The organism is Nocardioides marmoraquaticus, assembly GCF_054777915.1.
On the sequence record NZ_BAAHAA010000003.1, the window covers coordinates 58,545 to 85,252 of the forward strand.

The 26,708-nt window shown below is 72.1% G+C and carries 28 protein-coding genes and 4 tRNA genes; 15 read left to right on the top strand and 17 right to left on the bottom strand.

Annotation, left to right across the window (positions count from 1 at the left end; genetic code table 11):
• Positions 1-45: 45 nt before the first annotated feature.
• The 3 genes from ACYU8I_RS03125 (at position 46) to ACYU8I_RS03135 (ending at position 3,512) form a co-directional block, all read left to right on the top strand.
• Positions 46-1,962 (top strand): phage tail protein, encoded by a 1,917-nt coding sequence (locus ACYU8I_RS03125; RefSeq protein ID WP_460837345.1) that lies wholly within the window; start codon positions 46-48, stop codon positions 1,960-1,962.
• A gap of 40 nt (positions 1,963-2,002) precedes the next feature.
• Entirely contained in the window at positions 2,003-2,812 is an 810-nt protein-coding gene (locus tag ACYU8I_RS03130) for a hypothetical protein (RefSeq protein WP_460837346.1), read from the top strand.
• A gap of 190 nt (positions 2,813-3,002) precedes the next feature.
• The gene (locus ACYU8I_RS03135) at positions 3,003-3,512 is read left to right on the top strand and encodes a hypothetical protein (RefSeq protein WP_460837348.1); all 510 of its coding nucleotides are present in this window, start codon (positions 3,003-3,005) and stop codon (positions 3,510-3,512) included.
• An 8-nt stretch (positions 3,513-3,520) separates the two neighbouring features.
• Here ACYU8I_RS03135 and ACYU8I_RS03140 read toward each other — a convergent pair whose 3' ends face one another.
• From ACYU8I_RS03140 to ACYU8I_RS03155, 4 genes are all read right to left on the bottom strand, one after another.
• On the bottom strand, positions 3,521-3,787 hold the full coding sequence (locus ACYU8I_RS03140) for a hypothetical protein (protein WP_460837350.1): 267 nt from the start codon (positions 3,785-3,787) through the stop codon (positions 3,521-3,523).
• A 44-nt stretch (positions 3,788-3,831) separates the two neighbouring features.
• On the bottom strand, positions 3,832-4,104 hold the full coding sequence (locus ACYU8I_RS03145) for a hypothetical protein (protein ID WP_460837352.1): 273 nt from the start codon (positions 4,102-4,104) through the stop codon (positions 3,832-3,834).
• A gap of 163 nt (positions 4,105-4,267) precedes the next feature.
• Positions 4,268-4,591 (bottom strand): hypothetical protein, encoded by a 324-nt coding sequence (locus ACYU8I_RS03150; protein ID WP_460837355.1) that lies wholly within the window; start codon positions 4,589-4,591, stop codon positions 4,268-4,270.
• A 107-nt stretch (positions 4,592-4,698) separates the two neighbouring features.
• Positions 4,699-4,770, bottom strand: a tRNA-Val gene (locus ACYU8I_RS03155).
• 343 nt (positions 4,771-5,113) lie between these two features.
• On the opposite strand from ACYU8I_RS03155, the gene ACYU8I_RS03160 reads away from it, so the two are divergent.
• Entirely contained in the window at positions 5,114-5,542 is a 429-nt protein-coding gene (locus ACYU8I_RS03160; protein ID WP_460837358.1) for an SsgA family sporulation/cell division regulator, read from the top strand.
• A gap of 143 nt (positions 5,543-5,685) precedes the next feature.
• On the opposite strand, the gene ACYU8I_RS03165 is transcribed toward ACYU8I_RS03160, so the two are convergent.
• Positions 5,686-6,525 (bottom strand): aminotransferase class IV, encoded by an 840-nt coding sequence (locus ACYU8I_RS03165; RefSeq protein ID WP_460837361.1) that lies wholly within the window; start codon positions 6,523-6,525, stop codon positions 5,686-5,688.
• Between the two features lie 138 nt (positions 6,526-6,663).
• Here ACYU8I_RS03165 and ACYU8I_RS03170 point away from each other — a divergent pair.
• From ACYU8I_RS03170 to ACYU8I_RS03180, 3 genes are all read left to right on the top strand, one after another.
• Positions 6,664-6,736: transfer RNA gene (locus ACYU8I_RS03170), tRNA-Gly, on the top strand.
• Between the two features lie 29 nt (positions 6,737-6,765).
• Positions 6,766-6,836 (top strand) — tRNA-Cys (locus tag ACYU8I_RS03175).
• Between the two features lie 14 nt (positions 6,837-6,850).
• Positions 6,851-6,925: transfer RNA gene (locus ACYU8I_RS03180), tRNA-Val, on the top strand.
• Positions 6,926-7,089: 164 nt separating this feature from the next.
• On the opposite strand, the gene ACYU8I_RS03185 is transcribed toward ACYU8I_RS03180, so the two are convergent.
• Complete coding sequence (locus ACYU8I_RS03185) at positions 7,090-7,347, bottom strand: hypothetical protein (RefSeq protein WP_460837363.1); 258 nt, start codon at positions 7,345-7,347, stop codon at positions 7,090-7,092.
• Between the two features lie 154 nt (positions 7,348-7,501).
• Between ACYU8I_RS03185 and ACYU8I_RS03190 the strand changes: the two genes are divergently transcribed.
• The gene (locus tag ACYU8I_RS03190; RefSeq protein ID WP_460837366.1) at positions 7,502-7,876 is read left to right on the top strand and encodes a lipopolysaccharide assembly protein LapA domain-containing protein; all 375 of its coding nucleotides are present in this window, start codon (positions 7,502-7,504) and stop codon (positions 7,874-7,876) included.
• 20 nt (positions 7,877-7,896) lie between these two features.
• On the opposite strand, the gene ACYU8I_RS03195 is transcribed toward ACYU8I_RS03190, so the two are convergent.
• From ACYU8I_RS03195 to ACYU8I_RS03225, 7 genes are all read right to left on the bottom strand, one after another.
• Positions 7,897-8,244 (bottom strand): hypothetical protein, encoded by a 348-nt coding sequence (locus tag ACYU8I_RS03195; RefSeq protein ID WP_460837367.1) that lies wholly within the window; start codon positions 8,242-8,244, stop codon positions 7,897-7,899.
• Between the two features lie 103 nt (positions 8,245-8,347).
• Positions 8,348-9,676: an AI-2E family transporter gene (locus ACYU8I_RS03200; protein WP_460837369.1), complete on the bottom strand. Its 1,329-nt coding sequence runs from the start codon at positions 9,674-9,676 to the stop codon at positions 8,348-8,350.
• Positions 9,677-9,748: 72 nt separating this feature from the next.
• Positions 9,749-10,444, bottom strand: coding sequence for a maleylpyruvate isomerase N-terminal domain-containing protein (locus tag ACYU8I_RS03205; protein WP_460837370.1), 696 nt, complete (start codon positions 10,442-10,444; stop codon positions 9,749-9,751).
• Positions 10,441-10,947, bottom strand: a complete 507-nt coding sequence (locus ACYU8I_RS03210) for a PGPGW domain-containing protein (RefSeq protein ID WP_460837372.1) — start codon at positions 10,945-10,947, stop codon at positions 10,441-10,443. Before ACYU8I_RS03210 ends, ACYU8I_RS03205 begins: the two co-directional genes overlap by 4 nt.
• Before the next feature lie 79 nt (positions 10,948-11,026).
• Positions 11,027-12,109 (bottom strand): potassium channel family protein, encoded by a 1,083-nt coding sequence (locus ACYU8I_RS03215; protein WP_460837374.1) that lies wholly within the window; start codon positions 12,107-12,109, stop codon positions 11,027-11,029.
• A gap of 45 nt (positions 12,110-12,154) precedes the next feature.
• A complete protein-coding gene (locus ACYU8I_RS03220) occupies positions 12,155-12,436 on the bottom strand; it encodes a hypothetical protein (protein ID WP_460837375.1) in 282 nt (93 codons plus the stop codon).
• 96 nt (positions 12,437-12,532) lie between these two features.
• On the bottom strand, positions 12,533-13,678 hold the full coding sequence (locus ACYU8I_RS03225; protein ID WP_460837377.1) for a YihY/virulence factor BrkB family protein: 1,146 nt from the start codon (positions 13,676-13,678) through the stop codon (positions 12,533-12,535).
• A 20-nt stretch (positions 13,679-13,698) separates the two neighbouring features.
• Here ACYU8I_RS03225 and ACYU8I_RS03230 point away from each other — a divergent pair, with 20 nt between their 5' ends.
• Positions 13,699-15,345 (top strand): acyl-CoA dehydrogenase family protein, encoded by a 1,647-nt coding sequence (locus ACYU8I_RS03230; protein ID WP_460837379.1) that lies wholly within the window; start codon positions 13,699-13,701, stop codon positions 15,343-15,345.
• Positions 15,346-15,595: 250 nt separating this feature from the next.
• Positions 15,596-15,901 carry a GIY-YIG nuclease family protein gene (locus ACYU8I_RS03235; RefSeq protein WP_460837382.1) on the top strand — a complete coding sequence of 102 codons (306 nt, stop codon included), beginning with the start codon at positions 15,596-15,598 and terminating at the stop codon, positions 15,899-15,901.
• A gap of 260 nt (positions 15,902-16,161) precedes the next feature.
• On the opposite strand, the gene pgm is transcribed toward ACYU8I_RS03235, so the two are convergent.
• Together pgm and glgC are read right to left on the bottom strand one after the other, a co-directional pair.
• Complete coding sequence (pgm, locus tag ACYU8I_RS03240; protein WP_460837385.1) at positions 16,162-17,799, bottom strand: phosphoglucomutase (alpha-D-glucose-1,6-bisphosphate-dependent); 1,638 nt, start codon at positions 17,797-17,799, stop codon at positions 16,162-16,164.
• A complete protein-coding gene (gene glgC / locus ACYU8I_RS03245) occupies positions 17,796-19,043 on the bottom strand; it encodes a glucose-1-phosphate adenylyltransferase (RefSeq protein ID WP_460837386.1) in 1,248 nt (415 codons plus the stop codon). The genes pgm and glgC overlap by 4 nt, the downstream gene beginning before the upstream one ends.
• Positions 19,044-19,116: 73 nt before the next feature.
• Here glgC and glgA point away from each other — a divergent pair, with 73 nt between their 5' ends.
• The gene (gene glgA / locus ACYU8I_RS03250) at positions 19,117-20,304 is read left to right on the top strand and encodes a glycogen synthase (RefSeq protein WP_460837388.1); all 1,188 of its coding nucleotides are present in this window, start codon (positions 19,117-19,119) and stop codon (positions 20,302-20,304) included.
• 1 nt (position 20,305) lies between these two features.
• Here the strand turns inward: glgA and ACYU8I_RS03255 are convergent, their stop codons facing one another.
• Positions 20,306-20,740: a MarR family winged helix-turn-helix transcriptional regulator gene (locus ACYU8I_RS03255; RefSeq protein ID WP_460837390.1), complete on the bottom strand. Its 435-nt coding sequence runs from the start codon at positions 20,738-20,740 to the stop codon at positions 20,306-20,308.
• A 58-nt stretch (positions 20,741-20,798) separates the two neighbouring features.
• Between ACYU8I_RS03255 and ACYU8I_RS03260 the strand changes: the two genes are divergently transcribed.
• The gene (locus tag ACYU8I_RS03260) at positions 20,799-22,025 is read left to right on the top strand and encodes a phosphotransferase (protein ID WP_460837392.1); all 1,227 of its coding nucleotides are present in this window, start codon (positions 20,799-20,801) and stop codon (positions 22,023-22,025) included.
• An 80-nt stretch (positions 22,026-22,105) separates the two neighbouring features.
• On the opposite strand, the gene ACYU8I_RS03265 is transcribed toward ACYU8I_RS03260, so the two are convergent.
• A complete protein-coding gene (locus ACYU8I_RS03265; RefSeq protein WP_460837396.1) occupies positions 22,106-23,479 on the bottom strand; it encodes a cation:dicarboxylate symporter family transporter in 1,374 nt (457 codons plus the stop codon).
• A 131-nt stretch (positions 23,480-23,610) separates the two neighbouring features.
• On the opposite strand from ACYU8I_RS03265, the gene ACYU8I_RS03270 reads away from it, so the two are divergent.
• From ACYU8I_RS03270 to ACYU8I_RS03280, 3 genes are all read left to right on the top strand, one after another.
• Complete coding sequence (locus tag ACYU8I_RS03270; RefSeq protein WP_460837398.1) at positions 23,611-25,188, top strand: sensor histidine kinase; 1,578 nt, start codon at positions 23,611-23,613, stop codon at positions 25,186-25,188.
• Complete coding sequence (locus ACYU8I_RS03275; protein ID WP_460837400.1) at positions 25,185-25,868, top strand: response regulator; 684 nt, start codon at positions 25,185-25,187, stop codon at positions 25,866-25,868. Before ACYU8I_RS03270 ends, ACYU8I_RS03275 begins: the two co-directional genes overlap by 4 nt.
• A 168-nt stretch (positions 25,869-26,036) precedes the next feature.
• Entirely contained in the window at positions 26,037-26,708 is a 672-nt protein-coding gene (locus ACYU8I_RS03280; RefSeq protein WP_460837402.1) for a GNAT family N-acetyltransferase, read from the top strand.

Genomic DNA, 26,708 nt, shown 5'->3' on the forward strand with positions numbered 1-26,708 from the left:
GCCCGCCGCATCCGCCGCTGACCACCAAGCCGAGAGGACCCCGCGATGAGCAACGCGATCACCATCGCGATCCTCGCCAACGGCAAGCAGGCCCGCGCCGAGTTCGAGCAGACCGCCACCGCCGCCCAGAAGATCGGGGGCGGCTTCAAGAAGGCCCTCGTGCCCGCCCTCGCGGTCGGGGCGGGCATCGGTGCCATCGGTGCCGGGGCGCTCAAGGCCGTCTCCAACGTCGAGCGCATCAACGCCCAGACCCAAGCGGTCGTGAAGTCCACCGGCGGCGCAGCCGGCGTCACCGCCAAGCACGTCGAGAACCTCGGCAACAAGCTCGAGGGCCTCACCACCACCGAGGCCGAGGCGACCCAGGAGGGCGCCAACCTCCTGCTGACGTTCACGAACATCCGCAACGAGGCCGGCAAGGGCAACGCGATCTTCGACCGGACCACCGGGGCGATGGTCGACCTGGCCCGCGCCATGGGCACCGAGCCGAAGGCCGCCGCGATCCAGCTCGGCAAGGCCCTCAACGACCCCATCAAGGGCGTCGGCGCGCTCTCCCGGGTCGGCGTGTCCTTCACTGAGCAGCAGAAGAAGACCATCAAGTCCCTGGTCGACGGGGGCAACGTCATGGGCGCGCAGAAGATCATCCTCAAGGAGCTCGAGAAGCAGTTCGGCGGCTCCGGCGAGGCGTTCGCGAAGACCACCGAGGGCAAGACCGAGCGGATCAAGAACGCCTTCGGCACCGTCACCGAGGGTCTGGTGGTCGGGCTGCTGCCCACCTTCACCAAGCTCGCGGACGCGGGCGTAAAGGGCCTCGCGTGGGCCGAGGAGAACCAGGGCAAGGTCAAGACCTTCGCGGTCGCCGTACTGGCCCTGGTCGGCGCCGTGGTGGCCGTCAACGCGGTCATGGCCGTCTCGGGCGCCGTGATGGCCACCTACCGCGGCATCGTCACCACGATCAGTGTCGTCACCAAGGTGTGGGCCGGTGTGCAGTGGCTCCTCAACGCAGCCCTGACCGCCAACCCCATCGGCCTCATCGTGCTCGCCATCGTGGCGCTAGTCGCGATCTTCGTGATCGCGTGGAAGAAGTCCGAGACCTTCCGCAACATCGTCACCGGGGCATGGAACGGCATCAAGACCGCCGCTGTCGCCGTGTTCGGCTTCCTCCGCGGCTACCTGGCCTTCATCTGGGGCGCGATCAAGACCGTCGTCACCACCCAGGTGCGGATCGTGCTGGCCGTCGTCCGCGGCGTCTGGAACGCCGTGAAGGCGGTGACCTCAGCGGTGTGGCGCGGCATCAAGGCCGTCGTCTCAACCGTCATCAGGGTCGTCGTCACCGTGGTCCGCACCCAGGTGACCATCGCCAAGACCGTCCTGCTCGCCGCTTGGAACGCCGCCAAGTCCGGCACCACCCGGGTGTGGAACGGCATCAAGAACGGCGTACGGACCGCCATCACCGCCCTGGTCGGTTTCGTGCGCGGCATCAAGGCCAAGGTCACCGGCGTCTTCTCCGCCGCCGGCTCCTGGCTCCTCTCGGCCGGCCGCCGCATCGTGCAGGGCCTCATCGACGGCATCACCGGGATGATCGGCACCGTCCGGTCCAAGCTGAGCGAGCTGACCAACCTCATCCCGGACTGGAAGGGCCCCGCCCAGCGCGACGCGAAGCTGCTGCGCCCCGCTGGCGAGCTCATCATCGGCGGCCTCGTCGACGGCTTCGACCGCCAGACCCCCAAGGTCAAGCGGTTCCTCGGGGACCTGTCCAAGGAGATCTCGACCTTCGACGCCGCTCCCCGCGGCGAAGTCCAGCTCTCCGCCCGCAGCGTCCACGCCTCCGTGACCGCCGCCAGCGCCCAAGACCGCACCATCACCGTCAAGCTCACCGCCGAGCAGATGACCGCCGTCCAGCGCGGACGAGCCCTCACGCTTGACCTCCGCGAGTACCAACGCGCGGGAGGCAGGACGCCGTGACCAACGTTGAGCAGCAGTCCCCGACCGGCAAGGAGCAACGATGACGTCCCTCGCGAAGACCGCCACGCTCACCCACGGATACACCCTGGACGACGTTGATCGGGCCACCCGCATCGCCCAGACCAAGCACAAGCGCTCGCTCGGCGTCATCGACAACGGCGACCGCTACGAGATCGCATGGGGTGCGATCGTCGAGCGGTTGTACGAATGCGGCTGCGGCCGAGGCCAGTGCACGCGCAACTACGACGTCACTTTCGGCGAGCTCCTCATCGTCGCTGCCAGGGCCCTAGACGAGGAGGTCAACGCCGAACGCCGAGACTCGGGCCACGACCCCGTCACAGGGGACGAGCGGCCTTCTTTCGTCGAGTACTGGCTGCCCGTGCGGAAACCGAAGCACCACAGTGACGACGGCTTCAGCGACAGGATGTGCGACCGCCTGATGCTGCGACACGCTCTCAGCACGCTGTCAGGGGAGCAGTACGAAGCGCTCGCCGCCCTCGCGGCGTTCGACAACGTGCAGACCCAGGCGGCTGAGGCACTAGGGCTTACCCGAGATGCATACCGAGGGCGCGTGACAAGAGCCCGGGCCCAGTTCAGGGAGGCGTGGCTAGGCGAGGTGCCGCCGACCCGCGACCCGTCGGTCGAGTGCCAGCGCGGCCACCTGTGGGCAGAGCACGGCGAAGCGAGGGTCGACGGCAAAGGCAAGTCCTACACCGGCTGTCGGAAGTGCAAGGACGAGCGGGAGATCATCGCGCAGCGTCGCCGGCGCTCCATGGCTCGAATGCAGGCGCAGCAGGAGGCCGAGGCCGCGCTGCTGGGCATCGAAGAGACCGCCACACCGGCCGCGTGATGGGAGAGCCACCCACACCTGCTCGGCGTCAACGTCACCCGATCGCGGCAGGACACCACCGCGGTACGGGATCGATGGCAGCGAGGGCCCTCCTCCTTTCACGGCCCAGAGACCTGACCAGCGTCGAGTCCAGTGAGACCCCGCCCGCGTGACCATCCCGCCGGCGGGGTCTCTGACGTACGGTCCCGGCATGAACGAGTCTTCGCTGAGGCAGGCGCGCGACCGATGCAAGTCCTATGAGGGCTCGACCGCGCCCGTGCAGGTGATCGGCGGCCTCGCCGCTCTCGTCGAGCCGTCCAAGGTCACGTCCTGGCTCGCGATCAAGGCGCAGATCAACAAGGACGAGGATCACGGAAGTGGTGGCACCAAGGCGATGACCTGGTCGGTCACGTGGCTGACGGACGACCACATCGCTCACGCCACGGCTCGACGATCTGGCGACGCGGATTGGACGTTGCGAGACTCTCGCAACAAGGTCGCTGACGAGCTCGCCGTCTCTGTCTGGCCCATCGGTGACCTGAGCCGAGTCTCGGTGACCCAGGTAGACGCCTACTACAACTACGAGGAGTGGTCGGTCTACCCCGTCTACGAGGCCCACCTGCGAGACGGGACAGTTATCGCCATCCCGTCACTCGCCGAGTCCGCTGAGCAGCCTTTCGTGAAGGCACTGCTGGCAGTGCTCGGTCGTCAGTCGTCCTAACGGCCGCATCACGGCTGCGCCTCGAGCCACGCGATGGCCTTCTGCACGTCCTGGGCCAGCTCCCGCAGCTCGGCGGTCGACAGCTCGGGGTCGGTGTCGGCGTACAGCGACACGATGGGCCGCAGCGGCTGCTCGGCGCTCTCGTCGGCCTGGGCTCGGAGGAACCTCCCGAACTTCGGGCCCTCGTGGAGCCGGTACGTGGACCCGGGCAGCCACTCCCTGTCGTGGTCGCGCGGCAGGGTGCAGTAGCTGGGGCACGTCGGCAGGGTCGTCACGAGAGCGGTGACCGGCTTGGAGGCCCCAGGAGACGCTGGGCGCCTCACGCGACTCGCCGCCGCGAGCGCGCGTCACACGACGGGCAGGTGTGCAGGCTGCCAACGATCCCCGCCAGCGCTGGGACCGGTGGGATCGGGGTCCCGTCGATCAGGTTGCGGCGCGTCAGCCCGTGGTCGAAGTCGTCGGAGTAGGGAGCGATGCTCCACCCTCGGGGCAGGTCAAACAGGGTCAGCCGCGGGCCGTGATCGAGACGGTCGCGGCGACCGGTCGACCGCCGGCCACAGCGGCTGACCTCGCCGGTGATCGGGTTCGTCACCGGGTCGTCGCACTCGACGTACGGCCGTCCGGTCGGGGTCGTGTAGTTGCTCATGCCGCACCCTCCACAGCATCCGTGGCGTTGACGAGGCGCTCGATGCCCTGCCGCATCGCGCGCAGCTCCAGGTGCAGGTCATGGTTGGAGACGGCCTCGGTCTCGGCGCTCACTTCTGTGCTCGCAGCCACTCGGCGGCCTTGCGGGCGTCGTCGGCGAGCTGGTCGAGCTCGTCGGCCGTCACCTCGACGCTGTCGTTGCCCGTGACGACGTCCACGCCGGTGATGAGCGTGCCGGGCGCTGCGGCGTACTCCTCCGCCCACCCGTCGAGGAACCGGCCGAACTTCGGGCCGTTGTGGATCCGGAACCCGCCCTTGCCGTCGAGCGGCTGGTTGTCGATCGGGTGCATCGGCGGCAGGTCGCAGTAGTCCGGGCAGGGCGTGGCGATGTAGGTGACGAGCTCGGTCACCACACGGGGGTCGGGGTTGGTCATCGTGCTGGTCCTCTCGGTGAGGCCCGTGCTGCACGCTGTGGCACGTACAAGGCACAGGGCCGGTTTCCTTGTTCTGGAAACCGGCCCTGACCTGGTGTTTCTTCGGGTGGGCGATACTGGGTTCGAACCAGTGACCTCTTCGGTGTGAACGAAGCGCGCTACCACTGCGCCAATCGCCCCGAGCCGGCGCCGGCGGACCATCCCGCACGGCTGCTCAGGCGACGTGAACTGTAGCGCAGGCGACCGGTCCGGCCGAACCGGGGGGACCCGTCGGTCGGCCCGCCCGCTGCATACCGCGGAACGACGACATCGGGTGCAACTGGTCCACTCGCGACTAGACCACCGACGCCCCGAAATAGACCACCCCAGGTCAGGGAGTAGACCACCTGGAGGATAAAGCGGATATTTCGGAAGATCAGCCGACGCTCAGTCTTGATTGCGGGCACTCTTTCCCCATCGCGTTGAGGGGCGCGAGGAGGTCCCGTGGAGGGGGCCTCAGGGAGATCTACGAAGGACACCGAGATGAGCAAGCAGACCCGCACCGCCCAGGCCGTCACCGAGAACGTCGAGCTGGAGTTCGTCGACCAGCAGGGCGAGGCCACCGCGCTGGAGGCCGACCTGGTCTTCGACCCGGCCGACCCGTTCGCCGTGACCATGGTCTTCCGCAACTCCACCCAGGAGGTGCGGTGGACCTTCGGCCGCGAGCTCCTCGTCGAGGGCCTCTACGAGCCCACCGGTGACGGAGACGTCCACGTCTGGCCCTGCCTCAGCTCCAACGGCACCGCCGTGGTGATCATCGAGCTCTGCTCCCCCGACGGCGAGCTGCTCGTGCAGGCCCACTCGCGGGTGGTCAACCAGTTCGTCACCCGCATGCTGGCCGCCGTCCCCGACGGCCAGGAGAGCGCGTTCGTCGACTTCGACGGCGAGCTCGCCCGCATCCTCAGCGTCTGACCCGAGCACCCGACCGGCCTCCCGGTCGACCCGCTCGGCGGGAGGTCGCGCCCTGCGGGGGTCCCTTCTGCGACCAGCACCACCGCTTCGCCCGAACGCCCGGTCCTCCGCCAGGACCGGGCGTTCGCGCGTGTCCGGCGCGTTCACGGGTCGGCGTGCTCGGCCTCGCGCTCGCGCCACAGCCGCTGCAGCCCGCGGGTGACGGGCCCTGGAGCGGGCAGCTCCCGGCCAGCCCAGCGGCGTACGGGCTGCACGTCGCGGGTGGTCGACATCAAGAACACCTCGTCGGCGCCGGCCACCACCTCGAGCGGCTCGTCGACCTCCACCACGTCGCCCCACTCCAGGACGAGCTCGCGCGTGATGCCCGCGAGGCAGCCCGACGCCAGCGTCGGCGTCCGCGCCTGGCCGTCGACGACGTAGCCGACGTTGGACCCCGTGCCCTCGCACAGGTGGCCCGCGAGGTTGCCGAGCACGGCCTCCTGGGCGCCGTGCCGCGCCGCCTCTGCGAGCGCGACGACGTTCTCGGCGTACGACGTCGACTTCACGCCGGCCAGCGCCCCCCGCTCGTTGCGGGGGAACGAGACCACGTGCACGTCGACCGCCTCCGCGGCCGGCGCCAGGTCGGACACCGCGACCACGAGCGTCGGTGAGTGGTCGCCGCGTCCCGACCCCATCGGTGCGGGGCCGCCGGTGAAGGTGATCCGCAGCCGCCCGGTCTCGCGCCGCTCCGCGCCGAGCACGGCGGCGACCCCCTCGCGCACGAGCGCGTCGTCGGGCTCGGGCAGCCCCAGCGCCGTAGCCGACCTCGCGAGGCGGCGCAGGTGCCGCGTGAGCGCGAACGGCTCGCCCCGGACCACCTTGACCGCCTCGAAGACTCCGTCGCCGACCGTGAACCCGTGGTCGGCGACGCTGATCGCCGGCGCCTCCGGGTCCTCCAGCAGCCGTCCGCCCGCGCCGTCGCCCGCACTCACCCACACCTGCATCCGGCGACCCTAGCCCCCGCGACGGACGTCGCCGGGCCACCTCCCGGCCGGTGCCGCACCCCCGAATTTGTGCTCCCGGCAGGGTCCGCTATGGTTCTGTTCGCACCGAGGGAGACCCCCGAGTCACCCAGGTCGCAAGCGGACGTAGCTCAGTTGGTAGAGCGCAACCTTGCCAAGGTTGAGGTCGCGAGTTCGAGCCTCGTCGTCCGCTCGGGGAAGCCCCGTCTGCCGGGACTCCACGGTGGGTTGGCCGAGAGGCGAGGCAACGGACTGCAAATCCGTGTACACGGGTTCGAATCCCGTACCCACCTCAAACTCAACACACGGGCGATTGGCGCAGTGGTAGCGCGCTTCCTTGACACGGAAGAGGTCACTGGTTCAAACCCAGTATCGCCCACCAACGTTCCAGCAGGTCAGACCCCGTTTTCGACGTCGTCGGAGACGGGGTCTTCCGCTCTCCCTCTCCTGCAGCACCGGACCGCGACGCGAGGGACGGATCGCGGACGTCGTGCGGTGCGGTCGCCCGAGCGACCGGAAACGATGACGTTCCGCTGGTGACCGCGCTCAGCTGGGGTCGTCGGCGCCCGCGTGGTCGTCGGTCGTGAGGGCGACCCGTCGGGGCGGACGGGGCCGAGGAGCCTCCTCGGTGTCGCGCAGCCGGAACACCCCGCTCCGGACGCCGTCGAGGTCGGCGCGGTGCACGGGGACGTCTTCCAGGCGCCTGACCGCCCGGTCGACCTCGTCGGCCGCGGCGGCCTCGCCGCGCGCCCGGAGCGCGGCCGCGCTCCGGCGCAGCAGCGCGAGGTCGCGGCTCGAGGACATGGCTGCAGCGTAGTCGCGAACTCGGACGTTGCCCACTCGGACGCGCACAACCGGTCGCCCCGCGCCACTCCGGGGCACGCATCCGCCCGCACGGGGGTACAGGTCGGTGAGACGCTGCCACCGACGCGTCCCGACCCGACGAGGAGCACACCCCGTGACCAGCCAGCAGCCGGTGCCCACCAACACCCCCGACGACGAGCCCGGTGCGTCGGCGGGCGCTCCCGCCGAGGAGCGGTCGCCGCAGCAGCGTGCCGCCGGCAGCAGCAAGGACCCGCTGCGCGGGTCGCGCACGAGCGGCATCTGGGTCGCGGTGATCGCCCTGGTGCTGGTGCTCATCCTCACTGCCGTGTTCATCCTGCAGAACACCCAGGAGACCGAGGTCAACTTCCTCGGCTGGAGCGGCACCGCGCCCGTGTCGGCCGCGTTGCTCATCGCCGCCGCCGGCGGGGCGCTGATCGTCGCCGCCGCGGGCATGCTGCGCATCCTGCAGCTGCGTCGCCGCGTCAAGAAGGAGCGCAAGCGCCGCTGACCGGCCGGTGACGGGTCGGCCTAGGACAGGCCGAACGGCGGCGGGTCGTGCGTCGGCCCGAAGCCGTTATGGCCGTCGACGCGCGGGAAGAGGTCGATGACGTCGGCCTGCTCACCCACGGTCGCGGCCGGACCCGGTCGCTGGTCCTCCACCGAGACCACCCTGACCCGAGCGCCCTGACCGTGGGGCTCGATGGACGCCTCGAGGCGAGCCGGGCCCCGCGCGCCCTGGTCGACCTCCCAGATCACGCAGTCGCCGGCCTCGGAGACGTGCACGAGGTGCCACCCCGCCGACTCGATGGCGTGCGACAGCACCGCCGCGACGACCCCAGGGGGCTCGTCGAACATCTCGTCGAGCTGCACGGACACCGGGCGCTCCGTTTCATCGGGTCGCCTCCTTCGTGCCCGATGCTGCGCCGCACATGCGGCACACGGCGACCGGGCTCAGTCCGACCTGCTCAGTCCGACTTGCTCAGTGCGACCTGCCCGAACCCTGCTGGTCCTCGTCGCGCACGACGTGCTCCGCGACGTCGTGCCGGTCCTGCTCCACCGGGTCGTCGGCGTCGACGTCGCGCAACGGCCGCTCGGCGTGCACGGCCGGCGGCCGCTCGTTGTCAGCGAGCCCGTCGACGTACGGCGGGTCGACCGCCGGGCGGGTGCGGGCGGTGACCACCTCGTCGAGGTAGCGCAGCACCACGGCGGCGACGGCGACCACGGGCACCGCCAGGAAGGCGCCCGTGATGCCGAACAGCGTCGAGCCGAGCGTCACCGACAGCAGTACCACGGCCGGGTGGAGCTGCATCGTCTTGGACTGCAGCCACGGCGAGAGCACGTTGCCCTCGAGCTGCTGCACCGCCACGATGATGGCGAGCACGATGAGCGCCCCGGTGATGCCGTTGGAGACCAGCGCGACGAGCACGGCCAGCGCGCCCGCGGTGATGGCACCCACGATCGGGATGAAGCCCGCGAAGAACGTCAGCACCGCCAGTGGGATCGCCAGCGGGACCCCGAGCACGAGCAGGCCCGCACCGATGATCACGGCGTCGATCAGCGAGACCAGCGCCTGCGTGCGGATGAAGCCGCCCAGCGTGCGCCAGGCCCGGATGCCGACCTCGACGAGGTGGTCACCGGCGTGGGGGCCGGCGACCCGGCCGACCCAGGGCAGGAAGCGGCGACCGTCCTTGAGGAAGAGGAACGTCAGCACGAGCGCGATGACCAGCGTGATCAGCGCGTTGGTGACGGCCGAGACCCCGACGATCAGGCCGGAGGCGATCGAGCTGGCCGAGCCCGTGACGACGTCCTGCAGGCCCTGCACGGCAGCGTCGATCTGGTCGGCGCTGACGAACTCCAGGCTCTGCACGAAGTCCTGCACCTGCTGCAGACCGGTGTTGACGTCCTGGGCGATCTCGGTGGACTGCCCGGCGACCTGGGGCGCGACGGCGAACCCGGCGCCCACCACGACGCCGATCGCCCCGAGCAGCGCGAGCCCGGCGGCGAGCCCGGCCGGCAGCCCGAGCCGCTCGCGCAGCACGAACCCGACCGGTGCCAGCACCGTCGCGAAGATGAGGGCCAGCAGGACCGGGAAGATGACGTACCAGCCGTACTTGACCAGCAGCCCCAGCACGACCGCGCCGGCCGCGATGAAGACGAACCGCAGGCTCCAGGTGGCGACCCACGTCAACCCGTGTCCGATCACCTCGGCCCGGGCAGGCGGCGCGTCGCGCTTCGTCGGCGCCGCGGGGTCCGGAATCGCCTGCGCCCGCGTGCTGACGGCGGCGGGGTCGCGGGAAGCGTCACTCATGGCGGCCAGCCTGTCAGTTGTCGTCGGTCGCGCCCAACTCCGCGGGCTCCTGGCCCCGAGCTCGCCGGATCGTCACTCGGGCAGCGGCTCGAGCGGGAGGGCGCCGAGGCCGGCGAACGCGTCGAGGTAGGGCTCGACGTCGCCGCGCGTCACCCACGACCGCAGCTGCTCCGCCGTACGGCGGGACGTCAGGGCACGACCGAGGTCGTAGTCGCCGGCCGACAGCACCGTCTCGGCGTCGTCGACCGGCCCCTCGGAGCACCACTGCCAGTCGGCACCCACCAGCGCGATCGGCGGCCGCCCCTCGACCGCGGTGCCGAAGCGACCGGCCATCCGCTCGCGCACCAGGGCGAAGCCCTCGGTGTCGCGTGCACCGGCGCGGCCCAGGGCGCTGCGGAGGTCCTGCTCGTGGATGACCAGGTCGCCGAGCGGACGGGTGCCGTGCTCCAGCATCCACCGCACCAGGTCGTCGGCGAGGTCGTCCCACTCCTGGAGCACCTCGTCGGCCGGGCTCTCCTGCCGGCGGTCGACGTGTGCCTGGGTCCAGCTCGGATCGTGGTCGTCGGGCTCGTCGCCGCCGAGCACGTCGGCTCCCAGCCCGACCACGTGCCGCACGAGGTCGAGGCAGGTCCAGTCGGGACAGGCCGGCACGGGCTGGTGCAGCTCGCTGTCGGAGGCAGCCCTCACCAGCTCGGCCACGCGGGCGCGGGCGGCGGCCCACTCCCGCACCTCGACGGGCGCGTCGGCGCCGCCGCCGGCCGCGCTCACGAGCTCGCCCGCTCGCTGTGCTCGTCGGTGTGCTTGTCGGGGGTGTTGGCCTCCGCCTCGACGTCGCTCTTGAAGTCCTCGACGTCCTTGCCGCGGAGCTTGACGAAGCTGTAGACGATGAGCGCGAGCGCCACGGCACCGGAAAAGATCAGCGTGCCGCCGACACCCCAGCCGCCGTAGAGCCACAGCGTCTCCGAGACCGGCCACCAGCCGGGGGCCGGGGGCTGCAGGCCCCACACGACGCCGAGCCCGACGACCCAGACCACGCCCAGCAGCGACAGCGCGACGCGGGGCCAGGTCTCGACGCTCTCGGCCGCGCCCTTCAGCGCCCAGACCTTGACGCGCTCGAGGCGCTGCTCGGCCCACTCGTACTGCGTGGAGAGCACGAACATGGCCAGCAGGATGATCATGGCGCCGGGGCCCGGGGCCGGAAGCGCGACGATGCCGCCGACCAGGAGCACCCAGCCGAGGACCTTCAGACCGACGTTCTTGGCCGTTTCCACGGGCCCACTCTACGGAAGCGACCCCGCCGAGGGCACTGATCGCGCACAACGGGAGATGACCGCGCGGTGAGCAGCGGGTTCAGTCGTCCTCGTCGGCCAGGGCCTCGTTGTGGGTGCCGGGCCGCGGCGCCCACGGCAGCTCCTTCGACGGGCGCACCACGATGAGCTCGTCGCCGCGCGCCAGCAGCGTCACGGTCGGGTCGAAGTAGCGGTAGACCTTCTCGTCGCGCACCACGGCGATGACCTGGTCGGGCAGCGACTGCGGGGCCTTGCCGACCTCCGTGACCAGCAGGTCGCGCTGCGCGACCTCGAGGCCGTCGCCGTACGTCAGGAGATCCTCCATCACCGCGCCGAGGTTGGGCGAGAACGACGCCAGGCCGAGCAGGCGGCCGACGGCCTCGCTGGAGGTGATGACCGAGTCGGCACCGCTCTGGCGCACCAGGGGAACGTTGTCCTGCTCGCGCACCGAGGCGACGATGTAGGCGTCGGGGTTGAGCTGGCGGACGGTGAGCGTCGCGAGCACCGTGGTGTCGTCGCGGTTGGCCGTGATGATCACCTGCTGCGCCTGGTCGACCCGGGCACGGCGCAGCACCTCGCGACGGGTCGCGTCGCCGGTGACCACGGCGAGGCCGTCGGCGTGCGCCTCCTCCTGCCCCGCGGTGCTCGGGTCGACGACCACGACCGACTCGCGCGACAGGCCGTTGCTCACCAGGGTGTCGACGGCGCTGCGGCCCTTGGTGCCGTAGCCGATGACGACGACGTGCTGCTGCATGTTCTTCCTCCAGCGCGCGTTGCGGAACATCTCGCGGCCCTGCGCGGCGAGCACCTCCAGAGTGGTGCCGATCAGCAGCACCAGGAAGGCGATGCGCAGCGGCGTGATGACGAAGGCGTTGACCAGCCGGGCCGTGGGCGCCTGGGGCGCGATGTCGCCGTACCCGGTCGTGCTGAGCGTGACGGTCGTGTAGTAGATCGCGTCGAGCAGCGTGACCTCGTTGTCGGGGTCGGTCTGGTCGATGTAGCCGTCGCGGTCGAAGTAGACCAGCGCCACCGTTAAGACCAGGATGCCGACGGCCAGCAGCAGCCGCTTCCCGAGCTGCCACCACGGCGACCGCGTGGTCGCCGGAAGTCGGAGGAGCCCGAAGGCGCGGGGCTCGTCTGCCACGGGCGGAAGCATCGCACGCACGGGGGCGCGCGGGTGGGACGACCCTCAGGGCCGTCGCAGGGGCAGCACGCGGGCCGACGACGCCTCGGGCGCGGTGGGTCGTGGCCCGAGCCGCCGGTCGACCGTCACCGGGCCGTCGGGCCACCAGGTCATGGCGACCCAGTCCCCCACGACCGGGCGCTGCCGGTCGTCGCGCGCGACACGGGCGAGCAGCGCCCCGCCGAGACCGGCCACGACCCGACCCCGGTCGGTGAGGACCTCCAGCAGGCCGTCGGCCGCGACCAGCACGCACCCCACGCCGGCGTGGGAGCGGGCGGCGGCGCTCACGGCAGCGCCGAGGCGGGCGGGCAGGGCCTCATCGCACGAGCGTACGTCGCCCTGCCGCGGCGCCGCAGTGGGTTATCGCGGGGGTGCTCGTGGTGGTCATCGGCGGCCGCCGGCGGCGTCGCGCGCCGGGACCTCGTCGACCAGCCCGTCGTCACGCCCGTCGTCAGGCCCGTCGGCAGCCCCAACGTCGGGCCCGTCGTCGCGCTGGTCGACGGGCTCCTGGGGGGCTCGGGCCGCGCGCCCGGGCACGACGCTGCGCCAGTCGGGCAGCGGCAGCGCGGTCAGCGAGAGCCGCCGCGCCCGCTCCTGGCGGGCGGTGGTGAGCTCGACCTGCGGCCACACCTGGTCGATGGCGGCGTTGACCGCCGCGCCGATGAGCAGCGTGATGGAGACGAGGTAGAGCCACAGCAGCACCGCGATGGGCGCCGCGAGCGGCCCGTAGATCGAGGTCGACGAGGCGGCCGTCTCGACGAGCACCAGCCGCAGGAGCGCGGAGCCGAAGACCCAGCAGACCATCGTGAAGACCGCGCCGGGCAGGTTGTAGCGCCAGCGCGTGCGCACCGGGACCGACAGGTGGTAGAGCAGCGCCAGGAAGCAGATGCCGAGCACCAGCACGGTGGGCCAGTAGGCCAGCCCGACCCAGTCGAAGCGCGGGGGCAGCCAGCGGGCGATCAGGGTCGGGCCGGCCACGACCAGCGGCACCATGACGACGCCGACGACCATCCCGACGACGTACAGCAGGAACGACAGCGCCCGCGTGGCGACGATGCCGCGCTGGTCGCCGAGGCCGTACATGATCGTGATGGTGTCGAGGAAGACGTTGAGCGCGCGCGAGCCCGACCACAGGGCCAGCACGAAGCCGATCGAGATGACGTCGTAGCGACCGCCCGCCAGCACCTCGTCGAGCGTGGGGCGGATGATGCTGTCGACCGCCTGCTCGGTCAGCGCCTGGCTCGCCAGGCCGATCACCGTCTCGCGGACCTCGTCGATCTGCGACTCGCTGAACTGCTCGAAGACATAGCCGATCGACCCGGCCAGCGCGAAGATCAGCGGCGGCAGCGAGAGCACCGCGAAGAACGCCGCCTCGGCGGCGAGACCGGTAACGCGGTTCTGCATGCACGTGTGGACGGTGCTCACGACGAGCCGCCACACCGACTCGATGAACGTGCGCCACGAGAGGCCGCGCAGCTGACGGCGGGGGCTGCCCGCCGCCGCGCGCTCCGCCACCGTCTCCCCGGGCATGCCCACTACGGTAAGGCCCCATGACGCCTGAGACGGCCGCCACGCGCGTCGCCCCCAACCAGGCCCCGCCGCTCGTCGGCCACGACGTCGTCGGCGGCGACGCCGCACTCGTCGACGCCGTGCGACGCCACGCCTCAGAGGACGCGCTCGCGTCGCTGTCGGCGCTCGGCCGGGAGGCCGGGTCGGCCGAGGCGCGCGAGCACGGCGTGCTCGCCAACCGCCACCACCCCGAGCTGGTCACGTTCGACCGCTACGGCAACCGGGTCGACGAGGTGACCTTCCACCCGTCGTGGCACTGGCTGATGGAGCGCGGCGTCGGCCACGGCCTGCAGGCGGCGCCGTGGGAGAGCGACGACCCCCACGCGCACGTCCGCCGCGCCGCCGGCTTCCTCGCCTGGTCCCAGACCGAGCCCGGCCACGGCTGCCCGATCTCGATGACGTACGCCGCGGTGCCCGCGTTGCGCGCCGACGAGGTGCTGGCCAAGGAGTGGGCCCCGCTGCTCGCCTCGACCCGCTACGACCCCGGCGTGCGGCCGCTCGCCGACAAGGCCGGCGCCCTGGCCGGCATGGGCATGACCGAGAAGCAGGGCGGCTCCGACGTCCGGGCCAACCTGACCGCGGCCACGCCGACCGGCGTCGACGGCGAGTACACCCTGGAGGGCCACAAGTGGTTCACCTCCGCGCCGATGAACGACGTCTTCCTCGTGCTCGCGCAGGCCCCGGGCGGACTCACCTGCTTCCTGCTCCCCCGGGTGCTGCCCGACGGCACCCGCAACCGCCTCGACGTCGTCCGCCTCAAGGACAAGCTCGGCAACCGCTCCAACGCCTCCTCCGAGCTCGAGCTGCACGGCACCTGGGCGCAGCGCCTCGGCGACGAGGGTCGGGGCGTGCGCACCATCATCGAGATGGTCGCGGCGACGCGGCTCGACTGCGTGCTCGGCTCCGCCTCGCTGATGCGGCGGGCCGTGGCCGAGGCCTCCTGGCACGTCGCGCACCGCGCGGCGTTCGGGGGCGTCCTGGCCGACAAGCCCCTGATGCAGAACGTCGTCGCCGACCTCGCCGTCGAGTCCGAGGCCGCCACCACCCTGGCCCTGCGGCTCGCCGCCGCGGTCGACCGTCGTACGGACCCCCACGAGGCGGCGTTGCGCCGGATCGCGCTGCCGCTCGCGAAGTTCTGGGTCTGCAAGCGCACCCCGATGATGGTGGCGGAGGCGCTGGAGTGCCTCGGCGGCAACGGCTACGTCGAGGAGTCCGGCATGCCGCTGCTGTTCCGCGAGTCGCCGCTGAACTCGATCTGGGAGGGCTCCGGCAACGTCAACGCGCTCGACGTGCTCCGCGCCCTCGGCCGCGAGCCCGAGGTGCTCGACGCGTGGCTCACCGAGGTCGGCCTCGCGGCCGGCGCCGATCCGCGCCTCGACCGCGCCCTCGAGTCGGTGCTCGCCCTGCTCGGCGACACCTCCGTCCTCGAGCAGTCGGCCCGACGCCTCGCCGGTCAGATGGCCGCCGTGCTGCAGGCGTCCCTGCTGGTCCGCTTCGCTCCCCCCGCCGTCGCCGACGCCTTCTGCGCCACCCGGCTCGGCGGCGACTACAACGGCACCCTCGGCACCCTGCCCCCCGGCACCGACCTGTCGACGATCCTCACCCGCACCACCCCCACCCCCGCCTAGCCCCGTCGCTGGTCGAGCCTGTCGAGACCATCCCGCTCGCCGCTGGTCGAGCCCGTCGAGACCACCCCGCCCCCCGTGGGTCGAGCCCGTCCAGACCACCCCGCTTGTCGCTGGTCGAGCCTGTCGAGACCATCGCGTCGTGCCCGCGCCGGCCGACCCTCTGGCTTCCACAAGCCGCAGGTTGCGGCGTGTCGTCCACAGCCGTGCGGACGATGCGGTCGTGCAGCACGGTTGACCCCAGGCTCGACCCATGAGCGCCTTCGTCTACATCGTCGAGTGCTGCGACGGCTCCTTCTACGTCGGGAGCACTCGCAACGTCGAACGCCGCGTCTGGGAGCACAACCATGCGCCCGTCGCTGCCGAGTACACCCGCCACCGCCGGCCGGTGAGTCTTCGGTGGGCCACCGAGTGCGAGCACATCGGCCAGGCGTTCGCCCTGGAGAAGCAGATCCAGGGGTGGAGCCGCGCCAAGCGATTGGCGCTCATCGAGGGCCGCTTCGGGGACCTACCGGCGTTGTCACGCAACCGAGAGACGCGCCAGCCACCAACGTCGTAATGGTTCGTGGTCTCGACAGCTCAACCAGCGAGTACGCGGCCATGGTCTCGACAAGCTCGACCAACAGACGGCCCGAGCTCAATCAACGAGAACGCAGCCATGGTCTCGACACGCTCGACCAACAGACGGCCCGAGCTCGACCAACGAGAACGCAGCCATGGTCTCGACACGCTCGACCAACAGACGACCCGAGCTCGACCGACGAGAACGCAGCAGTGGCCTCGACGAGCCCGACCGCCGGTTGTGCCTGGTCTCGAGCGTCAGCCGCCGAGGGCGGCGGAGACGACGTCGCGGGCCTCGGCCTGGACCTGGGCGAGGTGATCGGGGCCGCGGAAGGACTCGGCGTAGATCTTGTAGACGTCCTCGGTGCCGCTGGGGCGGGCGGCGAACCAGGCCGACTCGGTGGTGACCTTGAGTCCGCCGATGGCCGCGTGGTTGCCGGGCGCCTCGGTCAGGCGGGCGGTGATCTCCTCGCCGGCGAGCGTCGTGGCGGTGACGTCGGCGGGCGCGAGGGCAGCGAGCTTGGCCTTCTGCGCCCGGTCGGCGGGGGCGTCGACGCGGGCGTACGCCGGGTCACCGTGCTGGGCGACGAGGTCGGCGTAGTGCTCGCTGGGGCTGCGACCGGTGGCCGCGAGGATCTCGGAGGCGAGCAGGCACAGCAGGATGCCGTCCTTGTCGGTGGTCCAGGTCGAGCCGTCGCGCCGCAGGAAGGACGCTCCGGCCGACTCCTCGCCCCCGAAGCCGAACGACCCGTCGATGAGCCCCGGCACGAACCACTTGAAGCCCACGGGGGTCTCGACCAGCGGCGCACCGACCGCGGCGGCGACCCGGTCGATCATCGACGACGACACCAGCGTCTTGCCGATGCGGGCGTCGGCGGGCCAGTCGGGCCGCGCGCCACCGAAGAGGTAGCCGATGGCGACGGCGAGGAAGTGGTTGGGGTTCATCAGCCCGGCGTCGGGCGTGACGATGCCGTGCCGGTCGGCGTCGGCGTCGTTGCCGGTGGCGACGTCGTAGTCGTCCTTGCGGCCGATGAGCGAGGCCATCGCGGAGGGCGACGAGCAGTCCATCCGGATCTTCTCGTCCCAGTCGAGCGTCATGAACCGCCACGTCGGGTCGACCAGCGGGTTGACCACCTCGAGCGCGAGCCGGTGGCGCTCGGCGATCTCGCCCCAGTAGTGGACGCTGGCGCCCCCCAGCGGGTCGGCGCCGATGCGTACGCCGGCCTCCCGGACGCGGTCGAGGTCGAGCACCGACGGCAGGTCGTCGACGTAGCGGCCGAGGAAGTCGTACGCCACCGTCTCGCCGCGCGCCTTCGCGGGCGAGGTGCGGCGCACCCCCTGCAGGCCGGCGCGCAGCAGCTCGTTGGCGCGCGTCGCGATGGCCTTGGTGGCGTCGGAGTCGGCGGGGCCGCCGTGGGGCGGGTTGTACTTGAAGCCACCGTCGGCCGGCGGGTTGTGCGACGGCGTCACGACGATGCCGTCGGCCAGGCCGGAGCCCGCGGTGCGGCCCTCGTTGGCGGCGATGATCGCGTGCGAGACGGCGGGGGTCGGGGTGTAGCCGCCGCGGTCGTCGACCATGACCGTGACGTCGTTGGCCACGAGGACCTCGACGGCGGTCGCCCAGGCCGGCTTGCTCAGGGCGTGGGTGTCGGCACCGAGGAACAGCGGGCCGTCGTACCCCTGCTCGCGGCGGTACTCCACGATCGCCTGCGTGGTGGCCAGGATGTGCGCCTCGTTGAAGGACGTGCGCAGCGACGAGCCGCGGTGGCCGCTGGTGCCGAAGGCGACCTGCTGGTCGGGGTCGTCGGGGTCGGGCTGCTCGGTGTAGTAGGCGGTGACCAGGGCGGGGACGTCGACGAGGTCCTCGGCGCGGGCCGGGGTGCCGGCGCGCGTCACAGCCGGACCTCCTGGTCCTTGGCCAGCACCGTCAGGCCGTCCTCGACCATGAAGCCGCGCGCACGGTCGGCCTCCTGGTCGACGCCGACCTGGGCGCCGGGCGGCACCACGACGTTCTTGTCGATGATGGCGTTCTTGACGACGGCGTTCTCGCCGACGCGCACGCCGTTGAGCAGCACGGCGCCGTCGATGCGGGCGCCGGACTCCACGCGGACCGCCGGGGACAGCACCGACTCACGCACCGCGCCGCCGGTCACGACGACCCCGGGCGAGAGGATGGAGTTGTAGGCGGTCACGGGCGACATGCCGTCGCCCTCGACGAGCTTGGCCGGGGGCTGCGGGCCGTACGTCGTGTAGATCGGCCACTGCTGGTTGTAGAGGTTGAAGACCGGCAGGTGGGCGACGAGGTCCATGTGGGCGGCGTAGTAGGAGCCCAAGGTGCCGACGTCGCGCCAGTAGCCGCGGTCGCGGTCGTTGGAGCCCGGCACGACGTTGTCCTTGAAGTCGTAGACCGCGGCCTCGCCCCGGTCGACGAACGACGGGATGATGTCGCCGCCCATGTCGTGCTTGGTCTCCTCGTCGGCGTCGCGGGTGACGGCGTCACGCAGGGCGTCGGCGTCGAAGACGTAGTTGCCCATCGAGGCGAGCACCTCGTGGGGGCTGTCGGGCAGGCCCTCGGGGTCGGTCGGCTTCTCGAGGAAGGCGCGGATGCGCGACGGCGAGGTGGGGTCGACGTCGATGACCCCGAACTGGTCGGCCAGGCCGATCGGCTGCCGGATCGCCGCGACCGTCGCTCCCGCGCCCGACTGCACGTGGGCGTCGACCATCTGCGAGAAGTCCATGCGGTAGACGTGGTCGGCGCCGACGACGACCACGATGTCGGGGCGCTCGTCGTTGAGCAGGTTGAGCGACTGGTAGATCGCGTCGGCGGAGCCGAGGTACCAGCGCTTGCCGACGCGCTGCTGCGCCGGCACCGGGGTGACGTAGTTGCCGAGCAGCGTCGACATCCGCCAGGTGGTGGTGACGTGCCGGTCGAGGCTGTGCGACTTGTACTGCGTCAGCACGACGACCTGCAGGTAGCCCGAGTTGACGACGTTGGACAGCGCGAAGTCGATGAGCCGGTAGATGCCGCCGAACGGCACCGCGGGCTTGGCGCGGTCGGCGGTCAGGGGCATCAGCCGCTTGCCCTCCCCACCTGCGAGGACGATCGCGAGCACCTTCTTGCGGCCGGTCGACGAGGTCATGGGACGAACCTAGTGGTGAGCCAGGTCACGACGCGAGGGGCGGGCCCCGGGCCACGGGGGTAGGTTGCGGCGCATGCGCATCGACGTGCTGTCCAGGGAGTACCCGCCGGAGGTCTACGGCGGGGCCGGCGTCCACGTGGCCGAGCTGGTGCGGGCGCTGCGTGCCGTCGACGGCGTGGAGGCCCGGGTCCACTGCTTCGGCGCGCCGCGCGACGAGCCGGGCACCACGGCGTACGCCGACCCGGCCGGCCTGGCCGGCGCCAACGCCGCGATCCGGACCCTCGGCGTCGACCTCGAGATGGTCGGCGGCTGCGCCGGCGCCGACCTGGTCCACTCGCACACCTGGTACGCCAACACGGCCGGCCACCTGGCCTCGCTGCTGCACGGCGTGCCCCACGTCGTCTCGGCGCACAGCCTCGAGCCGATGCGGCCGTGGAAGGCCGAGCAGCTGGGCGGCGGGTACGCCGTCTCGAGCTGGGCCGAGCGCAGCGCCTACGAGGCCGCCGCCGGGGTGATCGCCGTCAGCGCGGCGATGCGCGACGACGTGCTGCGCAGCTACCCCGCCGTCGACCCCGACCGCGTGCACGTCGTGCACAACGGCATCGACACCGACGACTGGAGCCCGGTCGTCGACCCCGACCGCGTGCGCGAGCTCGGCGTCGACCCCGACCGGCCGAGCGTCATCTTCGTCGGCCGCATCACCCGCCAGAAGGGCCTGCCGCTCTTCCTGCGCGCCGCGGCCGAGCTGCCGCCCGAGGTGCAGCTGGTGCTGTGCGCGGGCGCGCCCGACACCGAGGAGATCATGGCCGAGGTGAGCGGCCTGGTCGACGGCCTGGCCGCCCACCGCGACGGGGTCGTGTGGATCCCCGAGATGCTGCCGCGCCGCGACGTCTGCGCACTGCTGACCGCCGCCACCGTCTTCGCCTGCCCCTCGGTCTACGAGCCGCTCGGCATCGTCAACCTCGAGGCGATGGCGTGCGAGACCGCCGTCGTCGCCACCGCGACCGGGGGCATCCCCGAGGTCGTGGTGCCCAGCGAGACCGGCTGGCTGGTGGCGATCGAGCAGCTCGACGACGGCACCGGCACGCCGGTCGACCCCGACCGCTACGTCGCCGACCTCGCCGCCGCCCTCGTCGACGCCGTATCCGACGCCGAGCGCGCCGCGGCGTACGGCGCCGCCGGGCGCACCCGCGCCCAGCAGCACTTCAGCTGGCCCGCCATCGCCGGGCGGACGCTGGACATCTACCGCTCGCTGGTCTGACTCAGGGCGAGGCGAGCGCCAGCTCGGCGAGCACCGCTCGGAACTCCGCGTAGCGGCGCTCCCCCACCTGAGCGGCCCACCCGGCCTCGATGTCGGCGACCTGGCGGCGCACGTCGGCGTAGAACCGGTCGCCCGACGGCGTGCGTCGCAGCACCCGGACCCGGCCGTCGGTCGGCGACTGCTCGACCCGCAGGTGCCCCGCCTCGACCAGCGGCGTCACGAGCTGCCCGCAGGCCTGCTTGGTGACGCCGACGCGCTCGGCGACCTCGGTGACGCTCGCGCCGTCAGGCGGGACGCACGCGAGGACGCGGAAGTGCGACTGGCGCAGCCCCTGCCAGTCACGGGCGTGCACGGCCTCCCCCAGCCGCCGGAAGAGCAGGCCGACGAGGACCGGGGTGTGCACCTCGTCGTCACGGAAGGGCTTGACCGTAGTCATAAAGCGACTTTACCTTCGTGGAGCCAATCGTAAAGCCGCTTGTCGATCGGACCCGACCATGCCCGACCTCTCCGCCCTCGGAACCGCCGCCGTCGACGACACCGTCCTGGCCCGCATGGTGGGCGATCTCCTCGGCGTCGCCGACCCGGTGCTGCGCGACGTCCGGGTCGAGGACGTGGCGTACGACGTCCCGGCGATCACCACCGCGGGCCGGCACTGGGTGCGGGGGCGCGCGGTGGTCTCGACAGGCTCGACCAACGAGGACGGCTCTACCAGCGAGGACGGCTCGACCAACGAGGACGGCTCGACCAACGAGGACGGATCGACCAAGGGCGTCACGTCGACCGGCGACCGGCCGTTCTCGCTGTTCTGCAAGCGGGTGCAGTCGTGGGAGCGGCACCCGTTCTTCGCGTTCCTACCCGAGGAGGTCCGGGCGTCCGCCGCCGAGGGGGTGCCGTGGCGGGCCGAGCCCGCGGCGTACCGCTCCGATATGGCCGACCACCTCCCCGACGGGCTGGCCATGACGCGGGCGCTCCTCGTGAGCGACCTCGACGAGCTCTCGGCCGCGGTCTGGCTGCGCGAGCTGACCGTGCACGAGACGCCGTGGGACCTCGACCGCTACCAGCGTGCGGCCGGGCTGCTGGGGCGGTTCGCCGCGTCCGGGGAGGTACGCCGCGTGGTCGGCGAGGTCGGGCACCGGCTGACGCCGTGGCACTACCTGCACGGGCGCCTGGCCCACCAGGTGCTGCCCGCGCTCGCCGACGATGCGACGTGGCAGCACCCGCACGTCGCGGGCGCGTTCGACGCCACGCTGCGCGACCGGGTGCGGGCCGCGGCGGCGCGGGCGGAGCAGCTGACCGCCGAGCTCGTCGGCCTGCCGCTGCTGGCCAGCCACGGCGACGCGTGCCCGGGCAACCTGCTCGACACCGGCGACGGTGCGCTGACGATGATCGACTTCGGCTTCCTCGGCCCGATGCCGGTCGGGTTCGACCTGGGCCAGCTGCTGGTCGGCGAGGTTCAGCTGGGACACGACCCCGGGACCGACCTGGCCGACCGCGGCGCGGCGTGCGCAGCGGCGTACACCGCGGGGCTCGCCGAGGAGGGGGTCGAGGTCCCGCTCGCGACGGTGCTGCGCGCCCACGCGCTGCAGGTCGTGCTCTACGCCGGGCTCTCCGCCCCGCTGCTCGACCCGCCCACGACGTCGGGCAGCGAGGGCACCACCCCTGCGGCACGGGCCCGACTGGCGACGTACGCCCTCGACCTGCTCGACGCCACCGAGCCCTGACCCGGGGGCCGGGGGACGGGAGAGCGCGACGGAGCCCCGGACCGCGAGAGGTCCGGGGCTCCGTCGTGCGTCGCGTCCGCTCAGGAGGTGGCGGACTCGACCTCCTTGGCCCGCGGGCCCTCGGAGTGGTCGTCGTCGAGCATCGTCGTCTCGTCGAAGGGGTCCTGGCCCGACAGCACCGCGTCGAGCTGGGTGCGGTTCAGGGTGCCGGTCCAGTGGCCGACGAGGACGGTCGCGACCGAGTTGCCGGCGAAGTTGGTGACCGCGCGGGCCTCCGACATGAACCGGTCGATGCCGACGATGAGGCCGACGCCGTCGAGCAGCTCGGGACGGTGCGAGGACAGGCCGCCGGCCAGGGTGGCCAGGCCGGCGCCGGTGACGCCCGCGGCGCCCTTCGAGGCGATGACCATGAAGACCAGCAGCGAGATCTGCTCGCCGATCGACAGCGGCTTGTTGAGCGCGTCGGCGATGAAGATCGAGGCCATCGTCAGGTAGATCGCGGTGCCGTCGAGGTTGAACGAGTAGCCGGTCGGCACCACGACGCCGGTCGTGGACTTGTCGACGCCCGCGTGGTTCATCTTGGCGATCAGGCGCGGCAGGGCCGACTCGGACGACGAGGTGGAGACGATGAGCAGGAACTCGCGACCGAGGTACTTCAGCAGGCTGAAGAGGTTGACGCCGGTGGCGAGCTTGAGGATCAGGCCCAGGACGCCGAACACGAAGACGGCGCAGGTGATGTAGAAGGCGATCATGATCGTCGCGAGCGCCTTGAGGGCGTCGAGGCCGGTCTCGCCGACGACGGCCGCGATGGCCGCGAAGGCGCCGATCGGGGCGAGCCACATGATCATGGCGAGCACGCGGAAGACCAGGCGCTGCACGTGCCCGATGCCGACGAGGATCGGCTCGCCGGAGCGCCCCATGGCCTGCAGCGCGAAGCCGACGAGCAACGCCACGAGCAGGGTCTGCAGCACCTCACCGGACGTCAGCGCGGACAGCAGCGAGTCGGGGACGATGCCCTGCACGAACTCGACGGTCGAGCCCTTGCCCTCGGCCGCCTGCTCCTGGCCGACACCGGCGACCTCGTCGGTCAGGTTGAGCCCCTCGCCCGGGTCGAGCAGGTTGCCGACGACCATGCCGATCGCGAGCGCGAAGGTCGACATCGTCAGGAAGTAGCCGAGGGCCAGCCCGCCGACCTTGCCGACGCTCGCGGCGTTGCGGACCGAGCCCACGCCCAGCACGAGGGTGCAGAAGATGACCGGCTGGATCATCATCTTGATCAGGTTGACGAAGGTCTCGCCGATCCACTTGATGGAGACCGCGAAGCCCGGGAAGAGGAAGCCGACGACGATCCCGAGGATCACCGCGACGATCACGCCGATGTAGAGGTAGTGGGTGCGGTCCCTCTTGACCGTCTGCCCCTGGTCGGTGTCGCTGTCGCTGTCGCTGCTGCTCATCACGCCTCCTGTGCTGCGGGCACGGATGTGCCGCCGACCACATCCTGGCCCCGTCCTGTGAGCGCGGTCACCCTTTCGTGCGTTGTGTTCGCCGTCACGACCACCGGCACCGCGCGTGGCACCATGCGGCCATGCCACCTGGGGCCGCACGGCGCGACGAGAGCCCCGTCGCACGGCAGATCCTGCTGCTGCAGGTGGTGGTCGTGGTGGTGCTCGTCGTGGTGGCGGTGAGCCTGGCGGCGTACGACGCCCGCTCCGACAACCGCGAGGTGGCGCGGCAGCAGGCGCTCGGCGTGGCCACCTCGATGGCCGACTCCCCCGCGGTCCGCGAGGCCGTCGACGACGCCGAACCGCCGGCCGTGCTGCAGCCGTACGCCGAGGAGGTGCGGCGCGACACCGGCACCGACTTCGTGGTGGTGATGGCGCTCGACCGCACCCGCTTCAGCCACCCCGACCCGTCGCTGATCGGCGAGCCCTTCATCGGCGACCTCGGCACCGCGCCCGAGGGCCGCCCCTTCACGCAGGTCTTCACCGGCACCCTCGGCCCGTCGGTGCGGGCCGTGGTGCCCGTCGTCGACGGCGGGCAGGTCGTGGCGCTGGTCGCGGTCGGCATCACCGTGGAGCGGATCGACCAGGCGCTGCTCGGCGACGTGCCGTCGATCGCCCTCGCCGCGCTCGGCACCCTCGTCGCGGGCCTGCTCGGCGCCTGGCTGATCTCGCGGCGGCTGCGCCGGCAGACCCACGGGATGGGCGAGCGCGAGATCACCCGGATGTACGAGTACTACCGCGCTGTCCTGGGAGCGGTGCGGGAGGGCTTGCTGCTGGTCGACGAGGACGACCGGGTCCAGCTCGTCAACGACGAGGCGGTGCGCCTGCTCGCCCTCCCCGACGACGTCGTCGGCCGCCGGCTCTCCGACCTCGGCCTCCCACCCGCGCTGGTCGAGGCCGTGGGTGCCGAGGCGACCGAGACCGACCTCTCCTACGTGCTGGGCCCGCGGGTGCTCGTGCTCAGCACCGCCCCGGCCTACTGGGGCGGGCGCGACGTCGGCGCGGTGCTGACCGTGCGCGACCGCACCGAGCTGCAGACCGTCACCGGCGAGCTCGACCTCGTCAAGGACCTCACCGAGTCGCTGCGCGCCCAGAACCACGAGGCCGCCAACCGGCTGCACACCGTGGTCTCCCTCGTCGAGATGGGTCGGCCCGAGCAGGCCGTCGAGTTCGCGACCTCCGAGCTCGAGGTGGCGCAGGCGCTGGCCGACGAGGTCGTCGGCGCCGTCGAGGAGCCCGTGGTCGCCGCGCTGCTGCTCGCCAAGACCGCGCAGGCCGCCGAGCGCGGCATCGACCTGCACATCGAGGGCTCGCTCGACGACGAGCTGCCGATCGCCGCGCGCGAGCTGGTCACCGTCGTCGGCAACCTGCTCGACAACGCCTTCGACGCGGTCTCCGAGGCCGAGCGCCGTACCGTCGTCGCCCGCTTCTCGGGCGACCGCCGCGAGCTCGTCGTCGAGGTCGAGGACAGCGGCCCCGGCGTCCCGCCCGACGACGTCGCCCACGTGCTCGAGCGCGGCTGGTCGACCAAGGCCTCCGGCGGGCGCGGCCTCGGGCTCGCGATCGTCGCCCAGACCGTGGCGGCCCACGGCGGCGAGCTCGAGGTCGGCGGGTCGCCGCTGGGCGGCGCGCGCTTCACCGTGGAGGTGGTCGGCTCGTGACGGTCCGGGTGCTGGTCGTCGAGGACGAGGAGCACGCCGCGGAGGCCCACGCGGCGTACGTCGCCAAGGTGCCGGGGTTCGCCCTGGCCGGCGTCGCCCGCTCGGCCGGCGAGGCGGTGCGGCTGCTCGAGCGCGACCCCGACGTCGACCTGCTGCTGCTCGACATGCACCTGCCCGACGGCCACGGCCTGGGGCTGCTGCAGCGGCTCCGCGCGACCGGCAACACCGCCGACGTCATCGCGGTCACCTCCGCCCGCGACGGCGACGTCGTGCGACGCGCGGTGTCGCAGGGCGTCGTGCTCTACCTGCTCAAGCCGTTCAGCTTCGCGGCGTTCCGCGGCAAGCTCGAGCAGTACGCCGAGTACCGCCGCCGGCTCGCCGCCACCGAGACCGGCGTCGTGCAGGACGACGTCGACCAGCTCTTCGGCTCGCTCCGCGCCCGCCCCACCGGCGAGGCCCTGCCCAAGGGCATGAGCCTCGACTCGCTGCGCCAGGTGACCGACGCCCTCCGCGCCAGCCCCGACGGCCTCTCCGCCTCCGAGACGGCCTCCGCCGTCGGCGTCTCGCGCGTCACCGCCCGGCGCTACCTCGAGCACCTCGCCGACGACGGCGCCGTCGCCCGCTCCCCCCGCTACGGCGGCACCGGTCGGCCCGAGGTGGCGTACGTCTGGCAGCGGTGAGTGGGTGGCGAGATCCCCGGCCAGCCGGGGAATTCCTCACTTGTGCACCGTGATCTCGGGCCACGACTGACGAAACACCCCACCCAGTGGGACGCGTGTGACCACATCGGGTTGCGAGGACCGGCCGGCTGACCCACGCTGGCCGTCCCGAGCCGCCAGGAGCCACCCGTGTTCTCACCCGTCGTGACCGACCACTGGCTCGCGGGCCACGCCCTGCCGGAGGGGGCGTACGCCGTGGTGGTCGAGGAGGTGCCGCCGCTGCGGCAGTCGCTGCAGCTGCTCGAGGTCGGCGACGGCGGGCTGCTGCGGCTGACCCCGGAGCGGGCACGACAGGTCGGAGTCGAGCCCGGTCTGACGACCCGGACCGAGCTGGACGCCGCGCTGGCGGGGGCGGGCCTCGCGCTCGGCAGCCCCGACCAGCTCCACTACCTCCCGCACGGGGCGGCGCCCGGGCCGAGCGGCGCGCGAGTGCTGGGCGCCGACGACGCCGACGCCTTCGCCGCGCTGGTCGACGGCTGCAGCCCCGACGACGTCGAGGAGGCGTACGTCGAGCTGGGTCACGACCTGGTGGTCGGCACCGTCGACGGCGACCGGCTGGTGAGCGCGGCGAGCGCCTACCGCTGGCACGACACGCCGTTCGGCGACATCGGGATCCTCACCGCCCCCGACGCACGGGGTCGCGGCCACGGCGCCGCGACCGTCCGGGCCATGGCCAGGGAGGTCGCGGCGGCGGGCCTCGAGCCGCAGTACCGCTGCGACGACACCAACGCCGCCTCGGCCGCGTTGGCCGCCCGCGTCGGCTTCCGCCTGTTCGCCCGCTGGGCGCTGCTGGAGGACTGA

Excerpts from the sequence above, each read along its gene's own strand:
- ACYU8I_RS03160 (WP_460837358.1), top strand. The coding sequence starts at position 5,114 with ATGAGCAAGCAGACCCGCACCGCCCAGGCCGTCACCGAGAACGTCGAG.
- ACYU8I_RS03255 (WP_460837390.1), bottom strand. The coding sequence starts at position 20,740 with ATGACTACGGTCAAGCCCTTCCGTGACGACGAGGTGCACACCCCGGTC.
- ACYU8I_RS03135 (WP_460837348.1), top strand. The coding sequence starts at position 3,003 with ATGAACGAGTCTTCGCTGAGGCAGGCGCGCGACCGATGCAAGTCCTAT.
- ACYU8I_RS03235 (WP_460837382.1), top strand. The coding sequence starts at position 15,596 with ATGAGCGCCTTCGTCTACATCGTCGAGTGCTGCGACGGCTCCTTCTAC.
- ACYU8I_RS03185 (WP_460837363.1), bottom strand. The coding sequence starts at position 7,347 with ATGTCCTCGAGCCGCGACCTCGCGCTGCTGCGCCGGAGCGCGGCCGCG.
- ACYU8I_RS03150 (WP_460837355.1), bottom strand. The coding sequence starts at position 4,591 with ATGACCAACCCCGACCCCCGTGTGGTGACCGAGCTCGTCACCTACATC.
- ACYU8I_RS03225 (WP_460837377.1), bottom strand. The coding sequence starts at position 13,678 with ATGCCCGGGGAGACGGTGGCGGAGCGCGCGGCGGCGGGCAGCCCCCGC.
- ACYU8I_RS03260 (WP_460837392.1), top strand. The coding sequence starts at position 20,799 with ATGCCCGACCTCTCCGCCCTCGGAACCGCCGCCGTCGACGACACCGTC.
- ACYU8I_RS03270 (WP_460837398.1), top strand. The coding sequence starts at position 23,611 with ATGCCACCTGGGGCCGCACGGCGCGACGAGAGCCCCGTCGCACGGCAG.
- ACYU8I_RS03200 (WP_460837369.1), bottom strand. The coding sequence starts at position 9,676 with ATGAGTGACGCTTCCCGCGACCCCGCCGCCGTCAGCACGCGGGCGCAG.
- ACYU8I_RS03125 (WP_460837345.1), top strand. The coding sequence starts at position 46 with ATGAGCAACGCGATCACCATCGCGATCCTCGCCAACGGCAAGCAGGCC.
- ACYU8I_RS03230 (WP_460837379.1), top strand. The coding sequence starts at position 13,699 with ATGACGCCTGAGACGGCCGCCACGCGCGTCGCCCCCAACCAGGCCCCG.
- ACYU8I_RS03130 (WP_460837346.1), top strand. The coding sequence starts at position 2,003 with ATGACGTCCCTCGCGAAGACCGCCACGCTCACCCACGGATACACCCTG.
- ACYU8I_RS03265 (WP_460837396.1), bottom strand. The coding sequence starts at position 23,479 with ATGAGCAGCAGCGACAGCGACAGCGACACCGACCAGGGGCAGACGGTC.
- ACYU8I_RS03165 (WP_460837361.1), bottom strand. The coding sequence starts at position 6,525 with ATGCAGGTGTGGGTGAGTGCGGGCGACGGCGCGGGCGGACGGCTGCTG.
- glgA (WP_460837388.1), top strand. The coding sequence starts at position 19,117 with ATGCGCATCGACGTGCTGTCCAGGGAGTACCCGCCGGAGGTCTACGGC.
- glgC (WP_460837386.1), bottom strand. The coding sequence starts at position 19,043 with ATGACCTCGTCGACCGGCCGCAAGAAGGTGCTCGCGATCGTCCTCGCA.